Below are 22,624 nucleotides of genomic sequence, written 5' to 3'. Positions count from 1 at the left end.
CGTCAGAAGAGCCCTGGCAGGGCGTCCTCATCGGTTTCCGAGAAGGAGGCTTCCTTCTCAGTGAGGTAGTCCTCCCACGCCTGGGCGTCCCAGATCTCCGCCCGAGTTCCTACGCCGATGACGGCGAGGTCCCGGTCGAGCCCCGCGTATTTGCGAAGGTTCAGCGGAATCGTGACGCGCCCTTGCTTGTCAGGCACCTCGTCAGAGGCTCCAGACAGAAAGACCCTGAGGTAGTCCCGTGACTGACGCGAGGAGATAGGGGCTTCTCGCATCTGTTCGTGGATTCGCTCGAACTCTTTCTGGCTGAAGACGTAGAGGCAGCGTTCCTGGCCCCGGGTCAGAACCAGCCCGTCGGCTAGTTCGTCGCGGTATTTGGCCGGGAGGATGAGCCGCCCTTTCTCGTCCAGACGCGGCGAATGAGTACCGAGCAACACCGGCACCACCACCCGTCTGATCCGAGGAGCTGCACGTCCCTATCCGCCACTTCCCTCTTACAGCCACCACTTTACTCCACTACTCCCCACCGTCAACGCGACACGGCGTGTTCTCGCGCACGTTCAGCATGAAAAAACCCCGGAATCTCAGGAGAGATCCGGGGTGGGGGAAAGTGGATGGTCTGGGGAGGGGAATGGTGGCCGGGGCCCGTTCCGAGCCATTAAACGACCGCGGACCCGCATTCAGCGGGTCCCTGCGGTGGCCTGGGGAGGAAAGTGGGGGCGTTCTGGGGGCTAACCCTGATCGCGTCGCCGCTCGTCCCACCGCGCCTCGAGGCGGGCCAGGAACCCGGCCTTCGGCGCCACAGCTGCCTTGCGCGGGCCGCGCATCCGCCCCGCGCCCCGCAACGTTCCGTAGTAGACGCTCGCGCCCATGATCAGGAATCCGATGACGCCGACGAACACGTTGGAGAATTGGACCCCGCCGAGGAGCAGGACCATCAGCCCCACGATCACACCCAGGACTCCGAGGACGATGTGACGCGTGGAGAATCGGCGTAGCGCATCGGCACCCATGGAATCGGCGAACTTGGGGTCTTCCTCGTGCAGCTGCTTCTCAAGCTGCTCGAGCATCTTCTGTTCGTGCTCGGAGAGAGGCATCGCGACTCCTTCATGCTTGCTCCGACGGACGGGTCCGCCAAGAGCACAACGCATCGGACCGACGTCCAGTTCCGCGAGCATCTGACGGGGCCGACGAGCGTGCCGCCCGCCCTTGAGGCTCCCCGACTGCCCGCCGATACGATGCTTTCACCGATATTCAAGGTCTTTTAAGGATAGGCCCCGGACCCGTCAACCAAAAGAGGCCGAAGGTCCCCCGGGCGGCGGAGGGGCACCGGAGGGCCCGGGCGGACGGCGGCGCTCCCCACTTTCGTCCAGCAGACTCGCAGGCTTGAGGGACGAGTGCCCGAAGCGGGCCGTGACGGCATCGAGCGTCTGTTCGGCGGTGCGCCAGTTGTCGTCGCGGCGCTCGAGGCTCAGCTGAACGGCTCCCCCGCCGCGCGAAAGCTTCTCCCCCCGGAGCCCGATGAGCCGTACGCTCTGCGGCCGCGCGCCGAGGTTCGCGAGGAGACGCGTTCCCTCCTCGTAGAGGACGTGGGCTGAGTCGGTCGGTATGGTGAGGGCGCGGGACCGCGAAAGGGTCGAGAAGTCTGCGTAGCGGAGCTTGAGTGCCACCGTGCCGGCCTGGACCCCGGCCGAGCGCATGCGGCCAGCGATCCGATGCGCGAGGCGCAAGAGCTCGCGGCGCAGCACCTCATCCTCGGCCACGTCGCTCGCGAACGTCTCCTCGGCGCCGATGCTCTTCTCCTCCCGCTGCGGCGTCACGCGGCGATCATCAAGGCCCCAGCTGAGCGCCTTGGCGTGGAGGCCGGGGGCGCCGAGGGCGCGCTGGAGGGTCGAGTCCGGAGTGTGGGCAAGATCCGCCACGGTGTGGATGCCGAGCCGGGCAAGCACCTCGGCCGTCTTGCCGCCGATCCCCCACAGAGCCCCAACGGGAAGCGAATGCAGGAAGGGAACCGTGTCCTCGGGCCGGATGACGAGCAGCCCGTTCGGTTTGCTCCGCGTCGAGGCGATCTTGGCCACGAACTTGGTCGAGGCGACGCCCACCGACGCCGTGAGCCCGAGGCGGGATCGAACCGCCTGCTTGATCGACGCGGCGATGGCCTCCGGCGCGCCCAGCCGACGGACGGCTCCGGACACGTCGAGGAAGGCCTCGTCGACGCTGAGCGGCTCGACGAGGTCCGTGAACTCGCCGAGGAGGGCCATGAGCTCGCGCGAGACGCCGTAATAAAGAGAGTGGCGCGGCTCGACGACGATCGCGGTCGGGCACAACCGGAGGGCGGCCGACATGGGCATGGCGCTCCGTACACCGAAGGCCCGGGCCTCGTAGCTCGCCGAGAGCACCACGGAACGGTCCGCAGGGAAGCCCACGATCACCATGCGGCCGCGGAGTTCGGGCCGCTCGCGCTCCTCGACCCCGACGAAGAACGCGTCCATGTCGACGTGGAGGATGCCGCGCCGGCGCAGCTCGTCGAGCGGCTCGCGGGGGTCGCGCCCATCTCGGTTCTCCACCTACCCATGGTAGGCGGGCGGGGCCGCCAACGGTCCCCGGCTGAAACGTGCCCCACACGGCCACTTAGACTTGTCCGGGGGCTCGGCCCTGACGGCAGGACCGAGCAGCAGCGAGACGACTGAACGAAACGAACGTGTGGAGGATACGAGTGCCAGTCAACTTGATGAACCGTCGCGGAGGCCTGATCCCGGGGGTGGCCCTGGCTGTTCTCGCCCTCGTCGGCTGCTCGTCCAATGCGGGAGCGAGCCCGTCCCCGAGCCCCACGCAGACCGCCGCAGCATCGTCGCCGTCGTCCTCGGCCAGCGCGAGCGCCTCCGGGAGCGCCCGCTCGACGCCCTCGGGCTCCGCGTCGGCCACGGTCAACGCGCTCGTGCCGGGCTTCCCGCAGCAGGTGGTCCCGATCATGCCGGGGTCCACAACGCTCCAGACGAGCTACGACGCCACGGCCAACCCCCAGACCGCCTCGCTCGTGGCCTCGACCTCGGCGACCGCGGACCAGATCCTCGACTACTACGCGGGCCAGTTCACGGGCCAGGGCTTCACGGCCGCCGCCAAGACCAAGGTCGGAACGACGGACAGCCAAGACTTCGTCCGCTCGGGCGGCAAGGAGACCGTCAACGTCGCGGTCGTCGTCGTCAACGGGCGCACGACGTTCACGGTCGGCGCATCGGTGGCCCCCGGGACCATCAAGTAGCCATGTCCGCCGACCACGCCCAGCCCCAGCAGCACGAAGAGGATCTCGGCGACCAGACACAGCAGGAGCAGTCCGCCTACCGCGACGAGCTCGCGGTCCAGCTCGACAGCTTCCTCGCTGTCCAGAGCGAAGCCATGTCCGGGGTCTCCCGCGACGTCGCGCCGCTCATGGACGCCATCACGGGACTCGTGACCGGAGGCAAGCGCCTGCGCGCCCTCCTGTGCTACTGGGGCTGGCGGGGAGCCGGCGGAGGCAGGCTCGGCCGCGAGGCCGTCCAGGCCGGCGTTGCGCTCGAGCTGTTCCAGGGCGCCGCCCTCATCCACGACGACATCATCGACCGCTCCGATATCCGCCGCGGGGGTCCGAGCGTGCACCGCAGATTCGGGCAGCTGCACCGCGACCGCGGCTGGGCGCTCGACGAGGAGCGTTTCGGCCAGGCGGCCGCGATCCTCACGGGCGATTTGTGCCTCTCGTTCAGCGAGGAAGCCTTCACCGCCATCGGACCCGCGGCCGCCTCGGGGACCGCCGCGCGCCGCATCTTCAATACGATGCGGGCCGAAGTCATGGCGGGCCAGTACCTCGACATCCTCGAGGAAGTTGCCGGGCCGAGCAGGCCGCGCGGCGAGGCCGTGGCTGCGGCCGCCAACGTGATCCGCTACAAGTCGGCCAAGTATTCGACCGAGCATCCGCTCGGCATCGGCGGAGCCCTCGCCGGCGCGGACGCCGCGCTCCTCGCCGCCTACTCGCGCTTCTCGCTCCCCCTCGGCGAGGCATTCCAACTCCGCGACGACGTGCTGGGCGTCTTCGGCGATCCCCAGACCACCGGCAAGCCGGCCGGAGACGACCTGCGCGAGGGCAAGCGCACCGTCCTCGTCGCCTTTGCCCTTGAGCGTGCGACGGCGCAGGGCGGCGCACTGCTCGAGCGCAGCCTTGGGCGGCAGGACCTGGGCGACGACGACGTCGAGCGGCTCCGCGGCGTGATCAGCGAGAGCGGCGCGCTTGCCGCCACGGAAGACCTCATCGAGGGCCTCTCGGGCCGGGCGTTCGACGCCCTCGAGGACCTCCACCTCGCGGCCGACGTGCGTGCGGCCCTGCGCAGCCTCGGGCTCTCGGCGGTGCAGCGCGCCGCCTAGCCCCGACGGCCCTTCAGCTCACCGGGCAGGGCCGTCGCATGACCCACGCGAGGACCGGCCTACCACGCGAGAATCTGCGCCCTCCGTCGGATCTCCGTCTTGCGGCCCTCGCGGAGCGCGTCGATCGGACGGCCGCGCAGTGACTCATCGGGGGTGAAGAGCCACGTGATGAGCTCCTCGTCGGAGAAGCCCGCGTCCGCAAGGACGGCGATGGTGCCCTTAAGGCTGTCGACCACGTGCGCGCCGTCGAGGAAGAGCGCCGGGACCGATCTGATGCCGCGCTCGCCAACCCTCAGCGCCACGAGGGCTCTCTCATCGAGAAGGCCGTGCACCTTGGTGATCTTGCAGCCAAGCTGCTCCGCAACGTCAGGCAACGGCAGCCACTCGGACACCAGCTGTTCAATTTCACTCACGCGTCAAGCGTGCCACGGACCCCTTCACCGCTCCTAGTCGGCGCCCAGATTCTGGGTGCGCGCACGCTCGCGCCTTGTGCTCATGACGGATCCGTGAGAGATTCACTTCAGTCACATATGTATCGCAAGTGTTATGTCATCACTTTAGTCACATCAGTCACAAGCGCCACACGGAGGACTTGTCATGTCGGCCATCCGCAACGCTCAGCCCGGGGCCAAGACCATGCTGCCTGCGGTCGCCGTCACGACGGCGACCCTGCCCGCGGTGGTCTTGTCCTCGCTCGCTCTCGCCCAACCCGCCAACGCCGAGCCCGCGCCCGCCCAGGTCCAGAGCGCCTCGGCCGTCGCCCCAGAGGGAACGAAGCAGGCCGACGTCGTGCCGGCCTCCGAGATCGCCGCGCTCGTCCCCTCGCGGCTCGCGCCGGCGCTGGTGCCCGAGGCCCCGCAAGCGCCCGCCGACTACACCGTGGCAAAGGGCGACACCGTGATCGGCATCGCGTCGCGCTACGGGCTCGACTGGCACAACGTGCTCCAGCTCAACAACCTCCAGCCCAGCTCGCTCATCTTCCCGGGGCAGAAGCTCAAGCTCACGGGTTCCCCCGCGCCGGCAACCGCGCCCGCCGCGGCTCCGGCCCCGGCCGCGCAGCCGGGCGGATCGTACCAGATCAAGCCCGGAGACACGCTCTACGGCATCTCCGCGAAGCTCAAGGTCCCCATGGGCGATCTCCTCGCCGCAAACGGCCTGAGCCTCTCGTCCGTGATCTATGCCGGGCGCTCGCTCAAGCTGCCGGCCCCCGCTATCAGCCCCGCGTCGTCCGTGACGCCTGCCTCTTCCGCAGCGCCCAAGCCGCTCGTGGACAAGAGCTTCCTCGGCTTCACCTACCCGGACGCCGTGGTCGCCTCGGCCAACGAGAACAAGCGCCTGCTCAACGCCTCGCCCGTCCCGACGCGCGACCAGATGCGCCAGATCGTCGCGGACACCGCGCGGAAGATGGGCGTCGACCCCGTGCTCGCCCAGGCCATCGCATACCACGAGTCCGGCTTCAACCAGCGCGCGGTGTCCCCCGCGAACGCGATCGGCGTCATGCAGGTGGTGCCGTCGACGGCGGACTGGGCGTCGTCGCTCGTGGGGCGGACGCTCAATCCGCTCGATCCGCGCGACAACGCGACGGCCGGCGTCGCGATCCTCCGTGCACTGGTCGCGGCGACCCACGATCAGAACACGGCCATCGCGAGCTATTACCAGGGCCAGTCTTCGGTCGCGAGGCGCGGGATGTTCAACGACACGAAGGACTACGTCAAGGCGGTCACCGCTGACATGGCCCTGTTCCGCTGACACTCGCCGTTCGGCTCCCGCCTCACGGCGGCTCGGAGACCTGCGACATAGGATCGTAGGGTGAACGGACAGCACACCGACGGCCTCGTCGGCTCCCTCGTGGGGGCCCGGTACGAGGTCCTGTCGCTGCTCGGAACCGGGGGCATGGCGACCGTCTATCTCGCGATGGACACGTCGCTGCGCCGGCGGGTCGCCCTCAAGGTGCTCCACCCCCATCTGAGCCGCGACCGCAGTTTCGCGGAACGCTTCGAACGCGAGGCCATCGCCGCTGCCCAGCTCTCGCATCCCCACGTGGTCTCGATGCTCGACCGCGGCGAAGACGGCGGCGTCCTGTACCTCGTCATGGAGTACGTCCAGGGCCGCACGCTCCGGGACCTCCTCGACGAGAATGGGCCGCTCGCGCCGAAGCAGGCGCTCGCGCTCATCGACGCGGTCGTCGATGGCCTCGCGGCGGCCCACTCAGCCGGAATCATCCACCGCGACGTCAAGCCCGCGAACGTCTTGCTCGCGGACGACGGTCGCGTCAAGGTCGGCGACTTCGGCCTCGCCCGGAGCCTCTCCGCGACCTCGGTCACCGACACGCTGTTCGGAACCGCCGAGTACATCCCCCCGGAGATGCTCACGGGGCGCCCCGTCGACGCGCGGAGCGATCTGTACTCGACCGGCATCATGCTCTTCGAGATGCTGACCGGCACGCTGCCGTTCATGGGCCCCGAGCGGACCCACGTTGCCTACCAGCACGTCAACGACGACGTTCCGCCGCCGTCGGAGCGCGCACCGGGCCTCGCGCCCGAACTCGACGAGCTCGTGGGGTGGATGACCCGCAAGGACCCGGCCGGCCGGCCGCCGAGCGCGAGAGCCCTCCTCGGCGAGATCCGCGACATCCGGCTCTCGCTCACCGACGCTCAGCTCGACTACCGAGCCCCCGGAGCCCTCGATCCCCGCGACTCCCTCACGGAACGACTGTCCGGGGACCGGACCGAGGCCATGCCGCGCGGCACCGAGGTCATCACGGCCTACGGCGGGTCCCACACCTCGGTCATGCCGCGGCCCGAGCCCGAGGAACCACCCAGCCCGCGCGAGCAGAAGCGGCAGGCCAAGGAGGCAGATCGCGCCGCGCGCGCGGCGGCCGCGCGCCCCACGCACCAGCTCGGAAAGGGCAATCCCCGGCGACGCGGCATCGTGTGGCTCGCCATCGTCGTCGTCCTTGCCCTCCTCGCCGCTGCGATCGGCTGGTTCTTCGGCTTCGGACCGGGCGCGCTCGCCACGGTGCCTCCAGTCAAGAACCTCACGGTGGCCCAGGCCCAGACCCTGGTCCAGCAGGCTGGCTTCGGCTTCACGACCCACGACATCTTCGACGACTCGGTCAACGCCGGGCTCGTGGTCGCGAGCACGCCCGACGCCGGCGCCCAGATCCGCAAGTTTCAGGGCGTCGAGCTCATGGTCTCCAAGGGACCTGAGCTGTTCCCGCTCGCGCAGCTCACGGCGACGCCCCTCGACGCCGCAAAGCAGACCATCGCGAACGCGAAGATGGCCCTCGGCAACGTGACCGAGTCCTACAGCGACACCGTTGCGGCGGGGACTGTCATGGCCCAGGATCCGGCGGCTGGGACCCCGCTCAGGCACGGTAGCCGCGTCTCCCTCACGGTTTCAAAGGGCCCGCAGCCCATCCCGATCCCCAAGGTCGTGGGCATGACGCAAGCGGACGCCGTCGCGGCCCTCACGGCGGCCGGCTTCCAGCCCTCCGTCGTGGACACCCCCGTGTTCGACCGCACGATTCCGGCTGGGTCAATCGTCACCCAGAATCCCGCCGCGGGTCAGAGCCTCACGCGGGGCTCCACCGTTGCGCTCACGCTGTCGAAGGGCCCGCGCATGGTGCACGTGCCCAACTTCGTGGGCCAGCAGGTCAGCACGGCGCAGGACGCGCTCCAGAAGCTCGGCTTCACGGTCAAGATCCAGAACGTCCTCGGCGGGTTCTTCGGCACCGTCCGCTCCCAGAGCCCCGCGGACCAGGAGGTTCCGGAGGGCTCGACCATCACGCTCACGGTCGTCTGAGAAGGTTGCGCCGTCACATTCGCGGGGTGGGACACCCTGCGAACGTGACGGCGCAACCGTAGAGCGGTCAGCGTTTGGCCGGAATCACCGTTTGGCCGGAATCACCGTTTGGCCGGAATCACCGTTTGGTCAGCGCCTCCGAGACGAGGAACGCCATCTCGAGCGACTGCATGTGGTTGAGGCGCGGATCGCACACCGACTCGTAGCGGTCCTCGAACGCGGCCTCGTCGATCGGGTCTGAGCCGCCGAGGCACTCGGCCACGTCGTCTCCCGTCATCTCCATGTGCAGGCCGCCGGGCACGGTGCCGAGCGCGTGGTGCACCTCGAAGAAGCCGCGGACCTCGTCCACGACGTCGTCGAAGCGCCGCGTCTTGTAGCCGTTGCGCGACGTGACGGTGTTGCCGTGCATGGGATCGGTAACCCACAGCACACGGGCGCCCGAGGCCGTGACCTTCTCGACGACGGGAGGGAGCTTCTCGCGGATATTCTTCGCCCCCATGCGGGTGATGAACGTGAGGCGGCCGGGCTCGCGCTCGGGGTCGAGCCTGTCAATGAGGCGCAGAGCGTCGTCGCCCGAGACGCCGGGGCCGAGCTTGACGCCGATCGGGTTGCGCACGCGAGAGAGGAAGTCGACGTGGGCGTGGTCGAGCTCGCGCGTGCGCTCCCCGATCCAGAGGAAGTGCGCCGACGTGTCGTACGGGAGGCCCGTGCGCGAGTCAATCCGCGTGAGGGCGCGCTCGTAGTCGAGCAGGAGCGCCTCGTGGCTCGCGAAGAACTCAACGCGCCGGAGCGCCTCGAAGTCTGCCCCGCACGAGTCCATGAACGTGATCGCCCGGTCGATTTCGCGGGCCAGCGACTCGTACCGAGCGTGGGCGGGGTTCCTCGTGAACCCCTGGTTCCACGCGTGGACGAGCCGCAGGTCCGCGAAGCCGCCCTGCGTGAACGCGCGGATGAGGTTCAGGGTCGCCGCCGACGTGTGGTACGCCTGCAGCATGCGGCCCGCGTCGTGCGCGCGCGTCTCGGGCGTGAACTCATAGCCGTTGACGATGTCACCCCGGTACGCCGGGAGCGTCACGCCCTCCCGCGTCTCGGTGTCCGAGGAGCGCGGCTTCGCGAACTGGCCAGCCATGCGACCCATCTTGATGACGGGCATCGCGGCGCCATAGGTCAGCACGACCGCCATCTGGAGGATCGTCCGCACGCGGGCACTGATCCGGTCCGCCGTCGCGGCCTCGAATGTCTCGGCGCAGTCGCCGCCCTGGAGAAGGAACGCGCGGCCCTGTGCCGCGTCCGCGAGGCGATGGCGAAGCAGGTCCACCTCGCCCGCGAAGACGAGGGGCGGGAGGACGGAGAGCTCAGCCACGGAACGCGTGAACGTCGCCGCGTCCGCCCACGAGGGCTGCTGGGACGCGGGGAGCGAACGCCAGTCGTCAAGCCCCGGGTAGTCGGCTGCGCCGCTCTGGGACGTGCTCGTGAACGGGGCCGGCGGAGGCGTGGAGAGTTGAGTCACGAGACAAGGCTAGCTCAGCGCGAATGCCTGCCAAGCCGCGTGACGACGGCGCTTCACGCGCCCGTCGTCGTCCCCTCGCCGTGCCGCTTGCGAGGCTTGCGCTTCGCGTCCCCCGGCGCGGCCTCGGCCTCAGGCTTGGCGGCGAGCTGGGCCTTGACGGTCGCGGCGTAGACGTCCACGTATTCCTGGCCCGAGAGGCGCTGGAGCTCCTGCATGATCCGGTCCGTCACGATGCGCTGCACGTCGCGGTCGTCGGCGCGATCGTAGTACTCCGAGAAGTCGAGGGGCTGGCCGAAGATCACCCCTACGCGGCGGATCGACGGGAAGCGCTGACCGATCGGCTGGACTTTGTCCGTGCCGATCATCGCGACCGGGACAACGGGCACGCGCGTCTCGAGCGCGAGCCGCGCGACGCCCACCTTTCCCCGATACATGCGCGCATCCGGCGAGCGGGTCCCCTCGGGATAGATGCCGAGCAGGCCTCCTTGCCGGAGCACCTCGGCGCCGGCCGTGAGGGACGCCGTCGACGCCGTGCCGCCCGAGCGGTCCATGGGGAGCTGATTCGTGAGGCGGAAGAACGCGGCCGTGAGCCAGCCCTTGAGCCCCGTGCCGGTGAAGTATTCCTGCTTCGCGAGGAACACCACGGGCCGCCGGACCATGAGCGGCATGAAGATCGAGTCCGAGAACGAGAGGTGATTCGAGGCGAGGATCGCGGGCCCCTCATTCGGAACGCTCGCGCGCCCTTTCACCCACGGCCGGAACAGGAGTTTGACGATCGGTCCGATGAAAATCCGCTTGAGGACCCAGTAGATCAACGTGTGCCTTCCGCCGTCAGGGCGTGCGCTTGCCGCTCCCACTCTAGTGAGGACCCGCCCGGCGTGCTGGGGAATTCGTGCGCTGGCAGCGTGGCGGTGCCACGATGGGAGCATGGCCGCACCGATCGATCGTCCCGGAGCCCGGTGGGGAGTGGCGATGTGCCACGGGTTCTCGGGTTCGCCCTCGTCCGTCGCACCGTGGGCGAAAGGGCTCGCCGCGCGCGGCTTCGACGTCGAGGTCCCCAGGCTTCCTGGCCACGGAACCGACTGGCGGGACCTCGAGGGGCGCCGCTGGCGCGAGTGGACCGAATGCTTCGAGGAAGCGTGCGCACGCGTCGCCGCGCGCAACGACGTCGTGTTTCTCGCGGGCCTCTCGATGGGCGGGGCGATTGCCTTGCGGACGGCCTCGCGTCTCCCCGTTGCCGGCGTCGCGGTCGTCAATCCCGGGCTCGGCTTCTACGACTGGCGCGTGCGGTACATCGGCGCGATCCGGCACTTCCTCCGGACAACAGCCCCCATCGACGAGCCCGCGGCGCCGGAGCCCGTTGGCGACGAGGGCGACTATCCCGTCACGCCGCTTGCGGCCGTGTACGAGCTCCGGCAGCTCTTCCGCGCCACGGACCGCGCGCTCCCCAAGGTGACGGCACCCCTGCTCGCGTTCAAGTCGGACGCCGACCCCGTGGTCCCGCCGTCGTCCATGACCCGCATCCTGCGGCGGGTCGCGAGCGACGACGTCGAATTCGTCCCGCTCCATGAGAGCCCGCACGTCGCGACGCGCGATCGCGAGGCGCTGCTCATCGTGGCTCGCACGGCCGAATTCTTCGAGCGCTGCGCCGCGAAAGCCGCTCACCCCGCCGTCGGGGCGTGATCGGGGCATAATGCTTGACATGAACAGCGTCACGGCGCCGGTCGGCGTCGTCCTGAGCCATGGCTTCACGGGGAGTCTCGCGAGCGTCGAACCGTGGGCCGATTCGCTGCGCCGCGATGGATTCCGGGTCGCGACTCCGCTCCTGCCCGGCCACGGCACCACGTGGATGGATCTGGCCACCCGGCGGTGGCACGAGTGGTACGACGCCCTCGAGGCCGCGTACCTCGACCTCGCCCGGGAGTCCTCGAGCATCGTCGTCGCGGGGCTCTCGATGGGCGGCGCGCTCGCGCTGCGGCTCGCGGCCCTCCATCCCGTCGCGGGCGTCACCGTGGTCAACCCCGGCCTCGTGGTCGACGATCCCCGCTCGCACTTCTCCGCGATCATCCGCTACGCCGTGCGCTCCGTCCCGGCGATCGGCAACGACATCAAGAAGCCGGGGCAGGACGAAAAGTCCTATGCTCGGGTGCCCGTCGCCGCCGCCCACGAGCTCAAGCTCCTGTTCCGCGACACGGTCCGCCTGCTCCCCCAGGCCACGGCGCCGCTCCAGGTCTTCCGCTCGACGGTGGACCACACCATCACGAGCGAGCGCAGCGTCGCCGCCATCGCGCGGCGCTACGGCGGCACGGAAATCGAGCTCATCCGGCTCCCGAACAGCTATCACGTCGCGACGCTCGACAACGACGCCGAGACGATCTTCGCGCGGTCCTCGGAATTCATCCGCAACGTCACGTCGGCGCAGTCCGAGGGCGCGCAGCCGCAGACCCAGGAGCAGGCATGAACGGCCAGCCGGACCCGGATCGCGCCGACCACGAGGCCGACGACGACATCTGGCGCGACCTCGTCGCGAGGCTCCGCTCCGGCGACCCGCGGGTGAGCCCCGGCTGGGACGACGAGGAGTTCGGCCCAGCGCCCCTCGAGCCGTCCGCGGCCGAGCGCGCTGCGGCAGCCCACTCGTCAGAGGCCGGGCCCGGACCCGAACATGGAAAGCGCCCGGGCTTCACGGAATTCGACCCACTCGGCCTCAGTGGCGCTCGGGGCGAGGGACCTCGGGACTACGAGGCGGCCGGCGGTGACGGAGAGTTCGTCCCCGAGGAACCCGAGCCCGTGCTGGCCGGGGCCGATCCGGCGTCGGTCCTCTCCTGGATCGGTGCGCTCGGTGCACCCGTGGCGCTTCTGCTCTCGGCGCTGTTCTGGCGCGGGATCCCGAGCTACGCGATCGCGGGGCTCGTCGCGATCTTCATCGCATCCGTGGGCTTCCTCATCATGCGGCTCCCGCGCGACAAGCCCGAGGGCGACGACGGCGCCCGGCTCTGAGCCCCTCAGGCACCACCCGCATGGGTAGCGAAAACGCAGTCGGCGCCCGGCTCTGAGCCTTAACCCACCTGAGCCTCAACGCACCGCCCTCGCTACCCCCAGCCACCCGCCCGGGCGTTGACCCGTGAAAGGTCCGCCGCGCCGATGAGTCCGGCCTGCGGGCCGAGCTCGGCCCGGTGGATGCTCGCGGCCGGCCGGAAGCCGCGGCCCGTAAGGTTGCGGGCGAACGCCCTTCGCGCGGGGTCGAGCAGGAGGTCCCCGGCGTCGCACAGGCCGCCGCCCACCACGAACGTACCCGGGTCGAGCGCGGCGGCGAGGTTGGCGAGGCCGAGGCCGAGCCATTCACCCACGTCCTCGAGCAGCTCGCGCGAAGCCGGGTCGCCGAGGCGCGCAAGTTCTGTGACGACCGCGCCCGTGATCGAGTCGACGTCTCCGCCGACTGCCTTGATGATCTCCTGCGCGACAGGCGAATTGGCCCGCGCGAGCTCGCGCGCCTCGCGGCCTAGCGCGTTTCCGGATGCGTACTGCTCCCAGCAGCCTCGGTTCCCGCACTCGCAGCGGTGGCCGCCCGGCATGATGATCTGGTGGCCGAACTCCCCGGCAACCCCGTAGCGGCCGCGCTCGACGCGACCGCCCATGACCATCGCTCCCCCGATGCCCGTGCCGAGTGTGATGCACACGAGCCGCGGCTCGCCCCGCCCCGCGCCAAAGCGCCATTCGGCCCATGCGGCGGCATCGGCGTCGTTCGTGAGGAGGACTCGGCGTCGCAGGAGCCGCTCGAGGTTGTCGCGCAGGGGCTCGTTGCGCCACGCGAGGTGCGGGCTGAACAGCACGGTGCCGCCCTCGAGGTCCATCCAACCGGCCGCGCCGATGCCCACCGAGGCAATGCGATGGTCGCCGCTCAGCTCGTCGACAAGCTCGACGATGACCCGCTCGACCTCACGTGGTTGCGAGCCGGGCGTCGCGCGGCGTGCCTCCCGCAGGATCGTTCCGTCGGCGTCGACCACTCCAGCCGCGACCTTCGTTCCGCCGATGTCGATACCGATCGCGAGCCCGCGGCGTCGGAGTCGGGGGCCGGCCGGGCGGCGCGGCGGAAAAGGGCGTCGTTGAATGGGCACCGGCCCAGTCTAAGGCTGCGGACAGTGGCGGACTCGCGTCCTCCCGAGTAATGTTACTGGCCAGTAGCTTTCGCAAAGTGGCGGAGGCCACACTGCCGCCGCCTTGGCTATGGTTGAGGTAAGCACCCCCAGTGGGGTCAGCACCCCCTGTGGGGACAGCACCCCCCGTGGGCACAGCAAAGGAGTCACCGTGCGCGAGAAGATCGTCCCGCCCCTTGTTCCCCACGCAGTTGCGCGGAACACGACGGACTTCGTCATCGAGCAGGCAGAGAAGCCAGCCAATCCCGCGATCTTCGCCCGCCGCGACGCCTCGGGCGCCTGGCAGGACATCCGCGCCAAGGAGTTCCGGGCGGACGTCGAGAAACTCGCCAAGGGACTCATGGCGAGCGGAATCGGCCCCGGCGACCGCATCGGGATTATGGCACGCACGTGCTACGAATGGGCGCTCGTCGACTTCGCGATCTGGTTCGCAGGCGCCGTGTCCGTGCCCATCTACGAGACCTCCTCACCGTCCCAGGTGGCGTGGAACCTCGGCAATTCGGGCGCGATCGCGGCCTTCGGCGAGACGGCGGGCCACGAGGACATCATCCGGATTGCCGCCGACTCCGAGGGTCTGCCCGTCAAGGACGTCTGGCAGATGACCCCCGCGGGGCTCGATCAGCTCCGCGCGGCCGGCACCCGCATCACCGATGAGGAGCTCGAGGCCCGCCGCTCCGCCGCGACGCTCGACTCGCTCGCGACCATCATCTACACCTCGGGCACGCTCGGGCGGCCCAAGGGCTGCGAGCTCACGCACGGCAACTTCGTGGGGCTCTCCGAAAACGCGGTCGCGGCCGTGAGCGAGGTCTTCACGCCCGGGGCGAAAACCATCATGTTCCTCCCCCTCGCCCACGTGTTCGCGCGCTTCATCTCGGTGCTCGCGGTCGCGGCAGGCGTCCAAGTGGGCCACACGCCGGACATCAAGAACCTGCTCCCGGACCTCCAGAGCTTCCAGCCGACGTTCATCCTGGCCGTCCCGCGCGTGTTCGAGAAGGTCTACAACTCGGCGTCCACGAGGGCGGAGAACGAGGGCCGCGGCAAGATCTTCTCCGCGGCCGCGGAGACCGCGATCGCGTGGTCAGCCGCGCACGACGACGGCGGGAAGCCAGGCATGGGCCTCCGGCTTCGGCACGCGCTCTTCGACGCGCTCGTGTACCGCAAGCTCCGGACAGCGATGGGCGGGCACATCCGCTACGCGGTCTCGGGCGGCGGGCCGCTCGGCAAGCGCCTCGGCCACTTCTTCCACGGCATCGGCCTCCTCGTGCTCGAAGGGTATGGCCTCACCGAGACGACCGCCCCGATCAGCGTCAACACGCCGTCGCTCATCAAGATCGGCACCGTGGGCGCGCCGCTGCCCGGCAACGCCGTGCGCATCGCGGACGACGGCGAGATCCTCACCAAGGGCGTGTGCGTCATGCGCGGCTACTACCGGCTGCCTGAGCTTCAGGCCGAGACGTTCACCGACGGTTGGTTCCACACGGGCGATATCGGCGAACTCGACCCCGACGGCTACCTCACGATCACAGGACGCAAAAAGGAGATCATCGTCACGGCGGGCGGCAAGAACGTGGCCCCCGCGCAGCTCGAGGACCAGATCCGCGCGGACGCGCTCGTCTCCCAGGTCGTGGTGGTCGGCGAAGGGCGGCCGTTCATCGCGGCGCTCGTGACGCTTGACGAGGAGGCCCTCCCGGGCTGGCTCGAACGCCACGGCCAACCCCCACTGACCGTCGCGGAGGCCACGGACAACATCGTGGTCCGCGAGCACGTTCAGACCGTGATCGACCGGGCGAACGGCTCGGTGTCCAAGGCCGAGGCGATCAAGGCGTTCCGCGTTGTTCCAACCGACTTCACGGAGGAGTCGGGACACCTCACGCCCTCGCTCAAGGTCAAGCGCGCCAAGGTCATGGCCGACTTCAGCGACGTCGTCGAGCAGATCTACTCGGCGCCGAAGCCGACGGCCGTCTGAGGGGCCGCCGGCTCGGGATTCCCTTGGGCGGGAGGGCGTCAGTCGGTGAGCTCGTCCACCACGAGGGCGGCGAGCTCATTGGCCGCGTGCCGCGTCTCGGAGCGGAGCTTCTCGAACTCGATCTGCGAGCCCTCGGCGAGGTGCCGGTCGTGCGGGATGCGGATCACGTGGGCCACGCGCGTGCGGAAGTGATCCTCGATCTCGTCGATGTCCACGCGGGTCCCGTCGCCGGCAGCCATGTTGACCACGACGATGGCCTTCTTCACGAGGTCGTGCCGGCCGTGCGCCTCGAGCCACGAGAGGGTCTCGGAGGCGAGGCGGGCCTCGTCGACGCTGCCGCCCGAGACGAGGACCACGGCGTCAGCCTTGTCGAGCGTGCCCTTCATGACCGAGTGGACCATGCCCGTTCCCGAGTCGGTCAGGACGATCGAGTAGTAGCGGCCCAGGATGTCGGTCACGGCGCGGTAGTCGCCGTCGTCGAACGCGTCGGCGACCATGGGGTCCGCATCGGACGCGAGGACGTCGAGCCGCGAGCCCTCGCGGGCCGTGTAGGCGGAAAGCTGCGCGAATGAGTCGACGCCGAAGCGGTCCTTGACGAGGCTCCGCGCGGTGAAGTTGGCGCGCCCGGGGTTGCGATCTGAGAGCGTCCCGCGGTCGGGATTCGCGTCGAGGGCGATCACCCGATCCTCGCGGAGCCCCGCGAGGGCCATGCCGAGCAGGGTCGTGACGGTCGTCTTGCCCACGCCGCCCTTGCGCGAAAGGATCGGCACGTAGCGCGTGCGGTCCCCGAGGCGGATCGAGATGCGATGCTCGAGGGCACGCTGCATCCGCACGGCGTCTGAGTCGCCGAGGTTCACGTATCCGAACGTGAGCTTGTAGAGCCACAGGCGCCAGCCGCCGACGGGCGGCGACGCGACCTTCTCAATGAGCCGATCGGACGTGAGGGACGAGGCCGGCTCGGGTCCGGTGGGACGCGCGCGCCGCTCGCTGACGGCGGCCTCGGGCGCGGCGTCCGCGTGCTCGACAACAGGCTCCGCGGAGACGTGAGGCTGCGGGTCGCCGACGGTCATCCGGGTCGGCTCGGTCTCCCCCGCAGGCGGGAGCGGCGACTGGGGCAGATACCCCGCGGGCGGGCGCCCGGGCTCCGGTGGCACGAGCGAGCCGAGGACCGGCTCGGGCATCGTAAGGGCCGCGAGCGAGCCCGCGGACGAGCGGTCCTGCGCATCGGCGACGGTGACCACCTCGATCGGCGCGCCGGCCTCGGCAAGCTCCTCGCCGCCGTCGTGCGTCTCCCCCTCGGGCTCCGCGGCCTGGCTGGTCTCGGCGCCCTCGTCGACGGCCTTCGCCGCCTTCGCTGGCTGGTTCGCGGCGTCCTCGGCCTCCGGAGTGGGCTCGGCGACGCCCTCAGGCTCGGCGTCGTGCTGGTGCGTGTTCTCCTCGGTCATTGCTCCCGCTCAGGCTCGTCGGTCAGTCACTGGGTGACGTTTGAGGAGGCTGGGGCGGCGGCGCTCACGCTCCGCCGCCCCAGCCTCTGATCGCTGTCAGTGTAGCCGCTTGCCTGCCCGGGAGCCCCGAATTTGGCGGTCAGGCAGGCGACACGACGAGCAGCAGATCGCCGCCCTGGACCTGCTGGACCCCGTTCATGACGACCCTCGAGACCGTTCCAGTGGCTGGCGTTGTGATGGACGCCTCCATTTTCATGGCCTCGATGGTCGCGATCGTGTCGCCGGCCTTGACGGCATCGCCCTCGTTCGCCGTGACGGTGACGGCGCCAGCGAACGGCGCCGCGACGTGGTTCGGGTTCGCCGGGTCCGCCTTCTCGGCCTGCTTGACGTTGCTCTCAACGGACCGGTCGCGCACCGAGACGGGGCGGGACTGGCCATTGAGCAGGGCCAGGACGGTGCGCATGCCCTTCTCGTCCGGCTCGGACACGGCCTCGAGCTGAGCGATGAGCCGCACGCCGCGCTCGAGCTCGATCACGTGCTCCGTGCCGCGCTGGAACCCGTACAGGTAATCGCGCGTGTCGAGCACCGCGAGGTTCCCGTACGCCTCGCGGCTCGCGAGGTAGTCCTTCGTCGGGCCGGGGAACAGGAGGCGGTTGAGCGTGGCCCGCCGGGTCGCGGAGTCGCCGCGCAGCGCGTCCGAGTCCTCGGGGCTCAGCCGTTCCTCGCGGACCTTGACCGTGCGGCCCTGGAGCGCCTTCGAGCGGAACGGCTCGGGCCAGCCGCCGGGCGGGTCGCCGAGCTCGCCGCCGAGGAAGCCGATGACCGAATCCGGGATGTCGTACTTCTGGGGGTTTTCCTCGAAGTCCGCGGGATCGGCGTTCAGGCCCACCAGGTGGAGCGCGAGGTCGCCCACGACCTTCGACGACGGCGTGACCTTGACGAGGTGGCCGAGGATCCGGTCCGCGGCGGTGTACATGTCCTCGATGGCCTCGAATCGCTCGCCGAGCCCGAGCGCGATGGCCTGCTGGCGGAGGTTGGAGAGCTGACCGCCGGGGATCTCGTGGCGGTAGACGCGGCCCGTGGGGCCGGGCAGGCCCGACTCGAACGGCGCATACACGCGGCGCACGGCCTCCCAGTACGGCTCGAGCGCGCTCACGGCCTCGAGCGAGATGCCCGTGTCGCGCGGGGTGTGCGCGAGGGCCGCGACGAGGGCGGACGCGGGCGGCTGGCTCGTGGTTCCCGCGAGGGAGGCCGAGGCGACGTCCACCGCGTCGACGCCCGCGTCGACCGCCGCGAGCAGCGTCGCGAGCTGGCCGCCTGCGGTGTCATGCGTGTGCAGGTGGACAGGGAGGTCGAAGCGCTCGCGCAGCGCGCTGACGAGCTTCGCCGCCGCGGCGGGCCGCAGGAGCCCGGCCATGTCCTTGATCGCGAGGATGTGTGCGCCGGCGTCGACGATCTTCTGCGCGAGCCCGAGGTAGTAGTCGAGCGTGTAGAGCGACTCGTTCGGGTCGAGGAGATCGCCCGTGTAGCACAGCGCGACCTCGGCCACCGCGGTGCCCGTCTCGCGGACGGCGCGGATGGCCGGGGCCATCTGGTTCACGTCGTTGAGCGCGTCGAAGATGCGGAAGATGTCGATGCCGGTCGCTGCCGCTTCCTTGACGAACGCGTCCGTGACCTCCTCCGGGTACGGCGTGTAGCCCACCGTGTTGCGCCCTCGCAGGAGCATCTGGAGGCAGATGTTCGGGATCGCCGCGCGGAGCGCCGCGAGCCGCTGCCACGGATCCTCGCCGAGGAAGCGGAGCGCGACGTCGTAGGTCGCACCGCCCCACGCCTCGACGGAGAGGAGCTGCGGGGTGAGCGCCGAGACGGCCGGTCCGGCGGCGACGAGGTCACGCGTGCGGACGCGCGTCGCAAGCAGCGACTGGTGTGCGTCGCGGAACGTCGTGTCCGTCACCGCGACGGCAGTCTGCTCGCGCAGGGCCTTCGCGAAGCCCTCGGGGCCGAGCTCGAGCAGGCGCTGGCGCGATCCGGCCGGCGCCGACGAAGCGTTCACCGCGGGGAGCTTGGCGCGCGGATCGGCGTGGACGGTGAGCTCGCCGTTCGGCTTGTTGACCGTCACGTCCGCGAGCCACGTCAGAAGCTTCGTGCCGCGGTCGGCGGAACTCCGAGCGCTCAGGAGCTCAGGACGCTCGTCGATGAACGAGGTGGCGACATTGCCCGCGACGAAGTCCTTGTCATCGAGGACGGCCTGCAGGAACGGGATGTTGGTGGACACACCGCGGATGCGGAACTCGGCGAGAGCGCGGCGCGCACGTTTGACGGCTGTCGCGTAGTCGCGGCCGCGGCACGTGAGCTTGACGAGCATCGAGTCAAAGTGGGGGCTGATCTCGGCGCCCTGGTAGACGGTGCCTCCGTCGAGGCGCACGCCCGCACCGCCGGCCGAGCGGTAGCCCGTGATCTTGCCGACGTCGGGGCGGAAGCCGTTCGCGGGGTCCTCGGTGGTGATGCGGCACTGGAGGGCGGCGCCCTTGAGCTGGATCGAATCCTGGGTGAGCCCGAGATCGGCGAGCGTCTCCCCCGATGCGATGCGCAGCTGTGCCTGCACGAGGTCCACGTCCGTGACCTCTTCGGTGACCGTGTGCTCGACCTGGATGCGGGGGTTCATCTCGATGAACACGTGCTGACCGGCGCGGTCCCCGACCGTGTCAACGAGGAACTCGACGGTCCCAGCGTTCACGTAGCCGAGTGCCTTCGCGAACTTGACGGCGTCGGCGTAGAGCGCCTGGCGGATCGACTCGTCGAGCTGCGGCGCCGGCGCGATTTCGATGACCTTCTGGTGGCGCCGCTGCAGGGAACAGTCGCGCTCGAAGAGGTGGACCACGTTGCCCTCGGCATCGGCGAGGACCTGAACCTCGATGTGACGCGGCCGCAGCACGGCCTGCTCGAGGAACACGGTCGGGTCGCCGAAGGCCGCGTCCGCCTCGCGCATCGCGGCGTTGAGGGCTTCCGGCAGGCCCTCGGGGGTGTCGACACGGCGCATGCCGCGCCCGCCGCCGCCTGCGACGGCCTTGACGAAGATCGGGAAGCCGATCGAGCTCGCCGCGGCCAGGAGCGTCTCCGCGTCCGAGCTTGGCGCGCTGGACCTGAGCACGGGGATGCCGGCCTTGCGGGCAGCCTCGAGCGCGTGCACCTTGTGGCCCGCGAGCTCGAGCACCTCCGCTGGAGGGCCCACGAAGGTAATGCCGGCCTCGGCGGCTGCTTTGGCCAGGCCTTGGTTCTCCGAGAGGAACCCGTAGCCCGGGTAGATCGCGTCAGCGCCGGCCTCCTTGGCGACGCGAACGATCTCCTCGATGTCCAGGTAGGCCCGGACGGGGTGCCCTTCCTCGCCAATGAGGTAGGCCTCGTCCGCCTTCTGGCGATGGATCGAATTGCGGTCTTCGTAAGGGAAGACGGCGACGGTCTTGGCACCTAGTTCGTAGCCTGCGCGGAAAGCTCGGATGGCGATCTCTCCGCGGTTGGCCACCAAAATTTTCGAGAACACGTCGACTCCTCGTTCGGGGCACGGATGGGTTCAGCTAGGTGGTGCCTAGTCTCTATCCCTGAAAACTACCAACTCAATGGCGTGTGCCCGGAATCACGATGACAGACCGTGTAATGTGCACGGGCAGCCGGCGGGGACGTGGCTCTCAGCGCTCTTCGGCGGCCACTAAGATGGTGGGGAGTCGGCCAGCGGATAGGTGTGGATTCTCCAGTGCAAGTAGTCAGCATCAGCAGCCTCAAAGGTGGGGTTGGGAAGACTTCTGTGACCACAGGCCTGGCGTCGGCGGCCCTCGCGGCCGGCATTCCGACGCTTGTCGTGGACCTCGACCCCCACGCCGATGCCTCCACCGCCCTCGGCGTGGCCGCGGACGGCAAGGCCGAGGTCGCCCGGATGCTCAAGGCGCCACGCCGCATGCGGATCGCCGAGAACGTTGTCAACAGCAGCTGGGTTACCCGTGCAGGAAATCTCGACGGGCGCAAGAATCGAATGCTCGACGTCGCGTTCGGCGGCTCGCTCAGCAGCGTCTACGACCGCCCCGACCTCGGGCGGCGCGACCTCAGGCGTCTCGCGTCGGTGCTCGACGGAATCGACAACTACGAGCTCGTCCTCATCGACTGCCCGCCGTCCCTCAACGGGCTCACCCGCATGGCGTGGACCGCGAGCGACCGCGTGCTGCTCGTCGCGGAGCCGGGGCTCTTCTCCGTGGCCGGCACGGAACGCACCATGCGCGCCATTCAGCTGTTCCGCGAGGAGTTCGCGCCGAAGCTCGCCCCCGCCGGCATCATCGCGAACCGGGTCCGCCCGTCGTCGACCGAGCACGCCTACCGCCTCGAAGAAATGAAGCAGATGTTCGGCCCGCTCCTGCTCACCCCGACCATCCCAGAACTCGCGAACTGGCAGCAGATCCAGGGCGCCGCGCACGCCGTGCACCACTGGCCGGGCGACGCCGCCCGCAGCACCGCGGCGCTCTATGACCAGCTGCTCGTCTCCGTGGTCAAGCAGAGCCGCGAGTTCCGCCCGCGGTCGTCCCGCTAGCCCGGGCAGCGCTCACCCAGAACATCAACTCGCCAGAACACCGAAAAGGGCACCCCGCACGGGGTGCCCTTTGTCGCACGGCCGAAAGGCCGCCGTCGTGAAGTTGTCAGCCGATCTTCCGCGCGGCCCGCCGCCGGCTCAGCTCGTCGCCCGGGAAGGCCTGATCCTCTGCGTGCTCGCTCGGGAGCTCGGCGAGGCTGCCCTCGACCTCGCGCCACACACGGCCCACGGCGATGCCGAAGACGCCCTGCCCACCCTGGACGAGATCGATGACCTCGTCGGCGGAGGTGCACTCGTACACGGACGCGCCGTCGCTCATGAGCGTGATCTGGGCGAGGTCCTCGACGCCGCGCTCGCGGAGGTGACCCACCGCGATGCGGATCTGCTGGAGCGACACGCCCGTGTCGAGGAGCCGCTTGACGACCTTGAGGACCAGAATGTCGCGGAATCCGTAGAGCCGCTGGGAGCCGCTGCCTGCCGCGCCGCGCACGGTTGGCTCGACGAGACCCGTGCGGGCCCAATAGTCGAGTTGCCGATACGTGATGCCGGCCGCCTTGCATGCGGTGGGGCCACGGTAGCCGGCCTCTTCGTCAAGCACGGGCAGGTCTTCGCTGAACAGCAGGCCCTGCTCGCCGATGGGAACATCGGTGCCGGGACCGCTGGCGCGGTTCAACTTTCCCGAATCGCCTTGAGGACTCACGTCACCCTCCTTCTCTCGCTCCCCCTGGGGATGCTGCACCGCCCAGGAGAGGGAGGCGACCGAAGACCAGCACTGTA

Annotated in this window: 19 protein-coding genes; 9 read left to right on the top strand and 10 right to left on the bottom strand. The window is 69.7% G+C overall.

Features of this window, described 5'->3' with window-relative positions:
* Nucleotides 1-2: 2 nt before the first annotated feature.
* The 3 genes from mraZ to dinB form a co-directional block, all read right to left on the bottom strand.
* Entirely contained in the window at nucleotides 3-434 is a 432-nt protein-coding gene (mraZ, locus tag ACOKR1_RS09175; protein WP_307964498.1) for a division/cell wall cluster transcriptional repressor MraZ, read from the bottom strand.
* Between the two features lie 294 nt (nucleotides 435-728).
* Nucleotides 729-1,094, bottom strand: a complete 366-nt coding sequence (locus tag ACOKR1_RS09170; protein ID WP_422936342.1) for a DUF3040 domain-containing protein — start codon at nucleotides 1,092-1,094, stop codon at nucleotides 729-731.
* A gap of 189 nt (nucleotides 1,095-1,283) precedes the next feature.
* Nucleotides 1,284-2,564: a DNA polymerase IV gene (gene dinB, locus ACOKR1_RS09165; protein WP_422936341.1), complete on the bottom strand. Its 1,281-nt coding sequence runs from the start codon at nucleotides 2,562-2,564 to the stop codon at nucleotides 1,284-1,286.
* Nucleotides 2,565-2,713: 149 nt separating this feature from the next.
* Here dinB and ACOKR1_RS09160 point away from each other — a divergent pair, with 149 nt between their 5' ends.
* The gene (locus ACOKR1_RS09160; RefSeq protein ID WP_422936340.1) at nucleotides 2,714-3,259 is read left to right on the top strand and encodes a hypothetical protein; all 546 of its coding nucleotides are present in this window, start codon (nucleotides 2,714-2,716) and stop codon (nucleotides 3,257-3,259) included.
* A gap of 2 nt (nucleotides 3,260-3,261) precedes the next feature.
* The gene (locus tag ACOKR1_RS09155; protein WP_422936339.1) at nucleotides 3,262-4,392 is read left to right on the top strand and encodes a polyprenyl synthetase family protein; all 1,131 of its coding nucleotides are present in this window, start codon (nucleotides 3,262-3,264) and stop codon (nucleotides 4,390-4,392) included.
* Between the two features lie 59 nt (nucleotides 4,393-4,451).
* On the opposite strand, the gene ACOKR1_RS09150 is transcribed toward ACOKR1_RS09155, so the two are convergent.
* On the bottom strand, nucleotides 4,452-4,805 hold the full coding sequence (locus ACOKR1_RS09150; RefSeq protein WP_415853975.1) for an Rv2175c family DNA-binding protein: 354 nt from the start codon (nucleotides 4,803-4,805) through the stop codon (nucleotides 4,452-4,454).
* A 184-nt stretch (nucleotides 4,806-4,989) separates the two neighbouring features.
* Between ACOKR1_RS09150 and ACOKR1_RS09145 the strand changes: the two genes are divergently transcribed.
* Together ACOKR1_RS09145 and pknB are read left to right on the top strand one after the other, a co-directional pair.
* Nucleotides 4,990-6,141 (top strand): lytic transglycosylase, encoded by a 1,152-nt coding sequence (locus ACOKR1_RS09145; protein ID WP_422936338.1) that lies wholly within the window; start codon nucleotides 4,990-4,992, stop codon nucleotides 6,139-6,141.
* Between the two features lie 60 nt (nucleotides 6,142-6,201).
* Nucleotides 6,202-8,196 carry a Stk1 family PASTA domain-containing Ser/Thr kinase gene (pknB, locus tag ACOKR1_RS09140; protein ID WP_422936337.1) on the top strand — a complete coding sequence of 665 codons (1,995 nt, stop codon included), beginning with the start codon at nucleotides 6,202-6,204 and terminating at the stop codon, nucleotides 8,194-8,196.
* Nucleotides 8,197-8,314: 118 nt separating this feature from the next.
* Here pknB and ACOKR1_RS09135 read toward each other — a convergent pair whose 3' ends face one another.
* Nucleotides 8,315-9,706: a class II 3-deoxy-7-phosphoheptulonate synthase gene (locus ACOKR1_RS09135; RefSeq protein WP_422936336.1), complete on the bottom strand. Its 1,392-nt coding sequence runs from the start codon at nucleotides 9,704-9,706 to the stop codon at nucleotides 8,315-8,317.
* A gap of 53 nt (nucleotides 9,707-9,759) precedes the next feature.
* Complete coding sequence (locus ACOKR1_RS09130) at nucleotides 9,760-10,521, bottom strand: lysophospholipid acyltransferase family protein (protein WP_422936335.1); 762 nt, start codon at nucleotides 10,519-10,521, stop codon at nucleotides 9,760-9,762.
* A 112-nt stretch (nucleotides 10,522-10,633) separates the two neighbouring features.
* Between ACOKR1_RS09130 and ACOKR1_RS09125 the strand changes: the two genes are divergently transcribed.
* The 3 genes from ACOKR1_RS09125 to ACOKR1_RS09115 are packed head-to-tail and all read left to right on the top strand — an operon-like array spanning nucleotide 10,634 to nucleotide 12,703.
* A complete protein-coding gene (locus tag ACOKR1_RS09125) occupies nucleotides 10,634-11,389 on the top strand; it encodes an alpha/beta hydrolase (protein ID WP_422936334.1) in 756 nt (251 codons plus the stop codon).
* A gap of 19 nt (nucleotides 11,390-11,408) precedes the next feature.
* Nucleotides 11,409-12,167 carry an alpha/beta hydrolase gene (locus tag ACOKR1_RS09120; RefSeq protein WP_422936333.1) on the top strand — a complete coding sequence of 253 codons (759 nt, stop codon included), beginning with the start codon at nucleotides 11,409-11,411 and terminating at the stop codon, nucleotides 12,165-12,167.
* Nucleotides 12,164-12,703 carry a hypothetical protein gene (locus ACOKR1_RS09115; RefSeq protein WP_422936332.1) on the top strand — a complete coding sequence of 180 codons (540 nt, stop codon included), beginning with the start codon at nucleotides 12,164-12,166 and terminating at the stop codon, nucleotides 12,701-12,703. Before ACOKR1_RS09120 ends, ACOKR1_RS09115 begins: the two co-directional genes overlap by 4 nt.
* A gap of 92 nt (nucleotides 12,704-12,795) precedes the next feature.
* Here ACOKR1_RS09115 and ACOKR1_RS09110 read toward each other — a convergent pair whose 3' ends face one another.
* On the bottom strand, nucleotides 12,796-13,815 hold the full coding sequence (locus ACOKR1_RS09110; protein ID WP_422936591.1) for an ROK family glucokinase: 1,020 nt from the start codon (nucleotides 13,813-13,815) through the stop codon (nucleotides 12,796-12,798).
* Between the two features lie 196 nt (nucleotides 13,816-14,011).
* Here ACOKR1_RS09110 and ACOKR1_RS09105 point away from each other — a divergent pair, with 196 nt between their 5' ends.
* On the top strand, nucleotides 14,012-15,826 hold the full coding sequence (locus ACOKR1_RS09105) for an AMP-dependent synthetase/ligase (protein ID WP_422936331.1): 1,815 nt from the start codon (nucleotides 14,012-14,014) through the stop codon (nucleotides 15,824-15,826).
* Nucleotides 15,827-15,864: 38 nt separating this feature from the next.
* Here the strand turns inward: ACOKR1_RS09105 and ACOKR1_RS09100 are convergent, their stop codons facing one another.
* On the bottom strand, nucleotides 15,865-17,271 hold the full coding sequence (locus ACOKR1_RS09100) for a hypothetical protein (protein ID WP_422936330.1): 1,407 nt from the start codon (nucleotides 17,269-17,271) through the stop codon (nucleotides 15,865-15,867).
* Nucleotides 17,272-17,410: 139 nt separating this feature from the next.
* Nucleotides 17,411-20,812, bottom strand: coding sequence for a pyruvate carboxylase (locus tag ACOKR1_RS09095; protein ID WP_422936329.1), 3,402 nt, complete (start codon nucleotides 20,810-20,812; stop codon nucleotides 17,411-17,413).
* A 210-nt stretch (nucleotides 20,813-21,022) separates the two neighbouring features.
* Here ACOKR1_RS09095 and ACOKR1_RS09090 point away from each other — a divergent pair, with 210 nt between their 5' ends.
* A complete protein-coding gene (locus tag ACOKR1_RS09090; protein WP_422936328.1) occupies nucleotides 21,023-21,847 on the top strand; it encodes a ParA family protein in 825 nt (274 codons plus the stop codon).
* Between the two features lie 106 nt (nucleotides 21,848-21,953).
* Here ACOKR1_RS09090 and ACOKR1_RS09085 read toward each other — a convergent pair whose 3' ends face one another.
* Complete coding sequence (locus ACOKR1_RS09085) at nucleotides 21,954-22,547, bottom strand: MerR family transcriptional regulator (RefSeq protein ID WP_415853963.1); 594 nt, start codon at nucleotides 22,545-22,547, stop codon at nucleotides 21,954-21,956.
* Nucleotides 22,548-22,624: the final 77 nt, after the last annotated feature.

It is taken from the genome of Sinomonas sp. P47F7 (assembly GCF_049332655.1).
Taxonomy (GTDB): Bacteria; Actinomycetota; Actinomycetes; order Actinomycetales; family Micrococcaceae; genus Sinomonas.
Note: the sequence above shows the minus strand (reverse complement) of the source record. Positions and strands in the feature narration are given on the sequence as shown.

What these genes read in the sequence shown, in the direction of transcription:
- ACOKR1_RS09170 (WP_422936342.1), bottom strand. Translation starts at nt 1,094, where the DNA reads ATGCCTCTCTCCGAGCACGAACAGAAGATGCTCGAGCAGCTTGAGAAG.
- ACOKR1_RS09155 (WP_422936339.1), top strand. Translation starts at nt 3,262, where the DNA reads ATGTCCGCCGACCACGCCCAGCCCCAGCAGCACGAAGAGGATCTCGGC.
- ACOKR1_RS09145 (WP_422936338.1), top strand. Translation starts at nt 4,990, where the DNA reads ATGTCGGCCATCCGCAACGCTCAGCCCGGGGCCAAGACCATGCTGCCT.
- ACOKR1_RS09125 (WP_422936334.1), top strand. Translation starts at nt 10,634, where the DNA reads ATGGCCGCACCGATCGATCGTCCCGGAGCCCGGTGGGGAGTGGCGATG.
- ACOKR1_RS09120 (WP_422936333.1), top strand. Translation starts at nt 11,409, where the DNA reads ATGAACAGCGTCACGGCGCCGGTCGGCGTCGTCCTGAGCCATGGCTTC.
- ACOKR1_RS09115 (WP_422936332.1), top strand. Translation starts at nt 12,164, where the DNA reads ATGAACGGCCAGCCGGACCCGGATCGCGCCGACCACGAGGCCGACGAC.
- ACOKR1_RS09100 (WP_422936330.1), bottom strand. Translation starts at nt 17,271, where the DNA reads ATGACCGAGGAGAACACGCACCAGCACGACGCCGAGCCTGAGGGCGTC.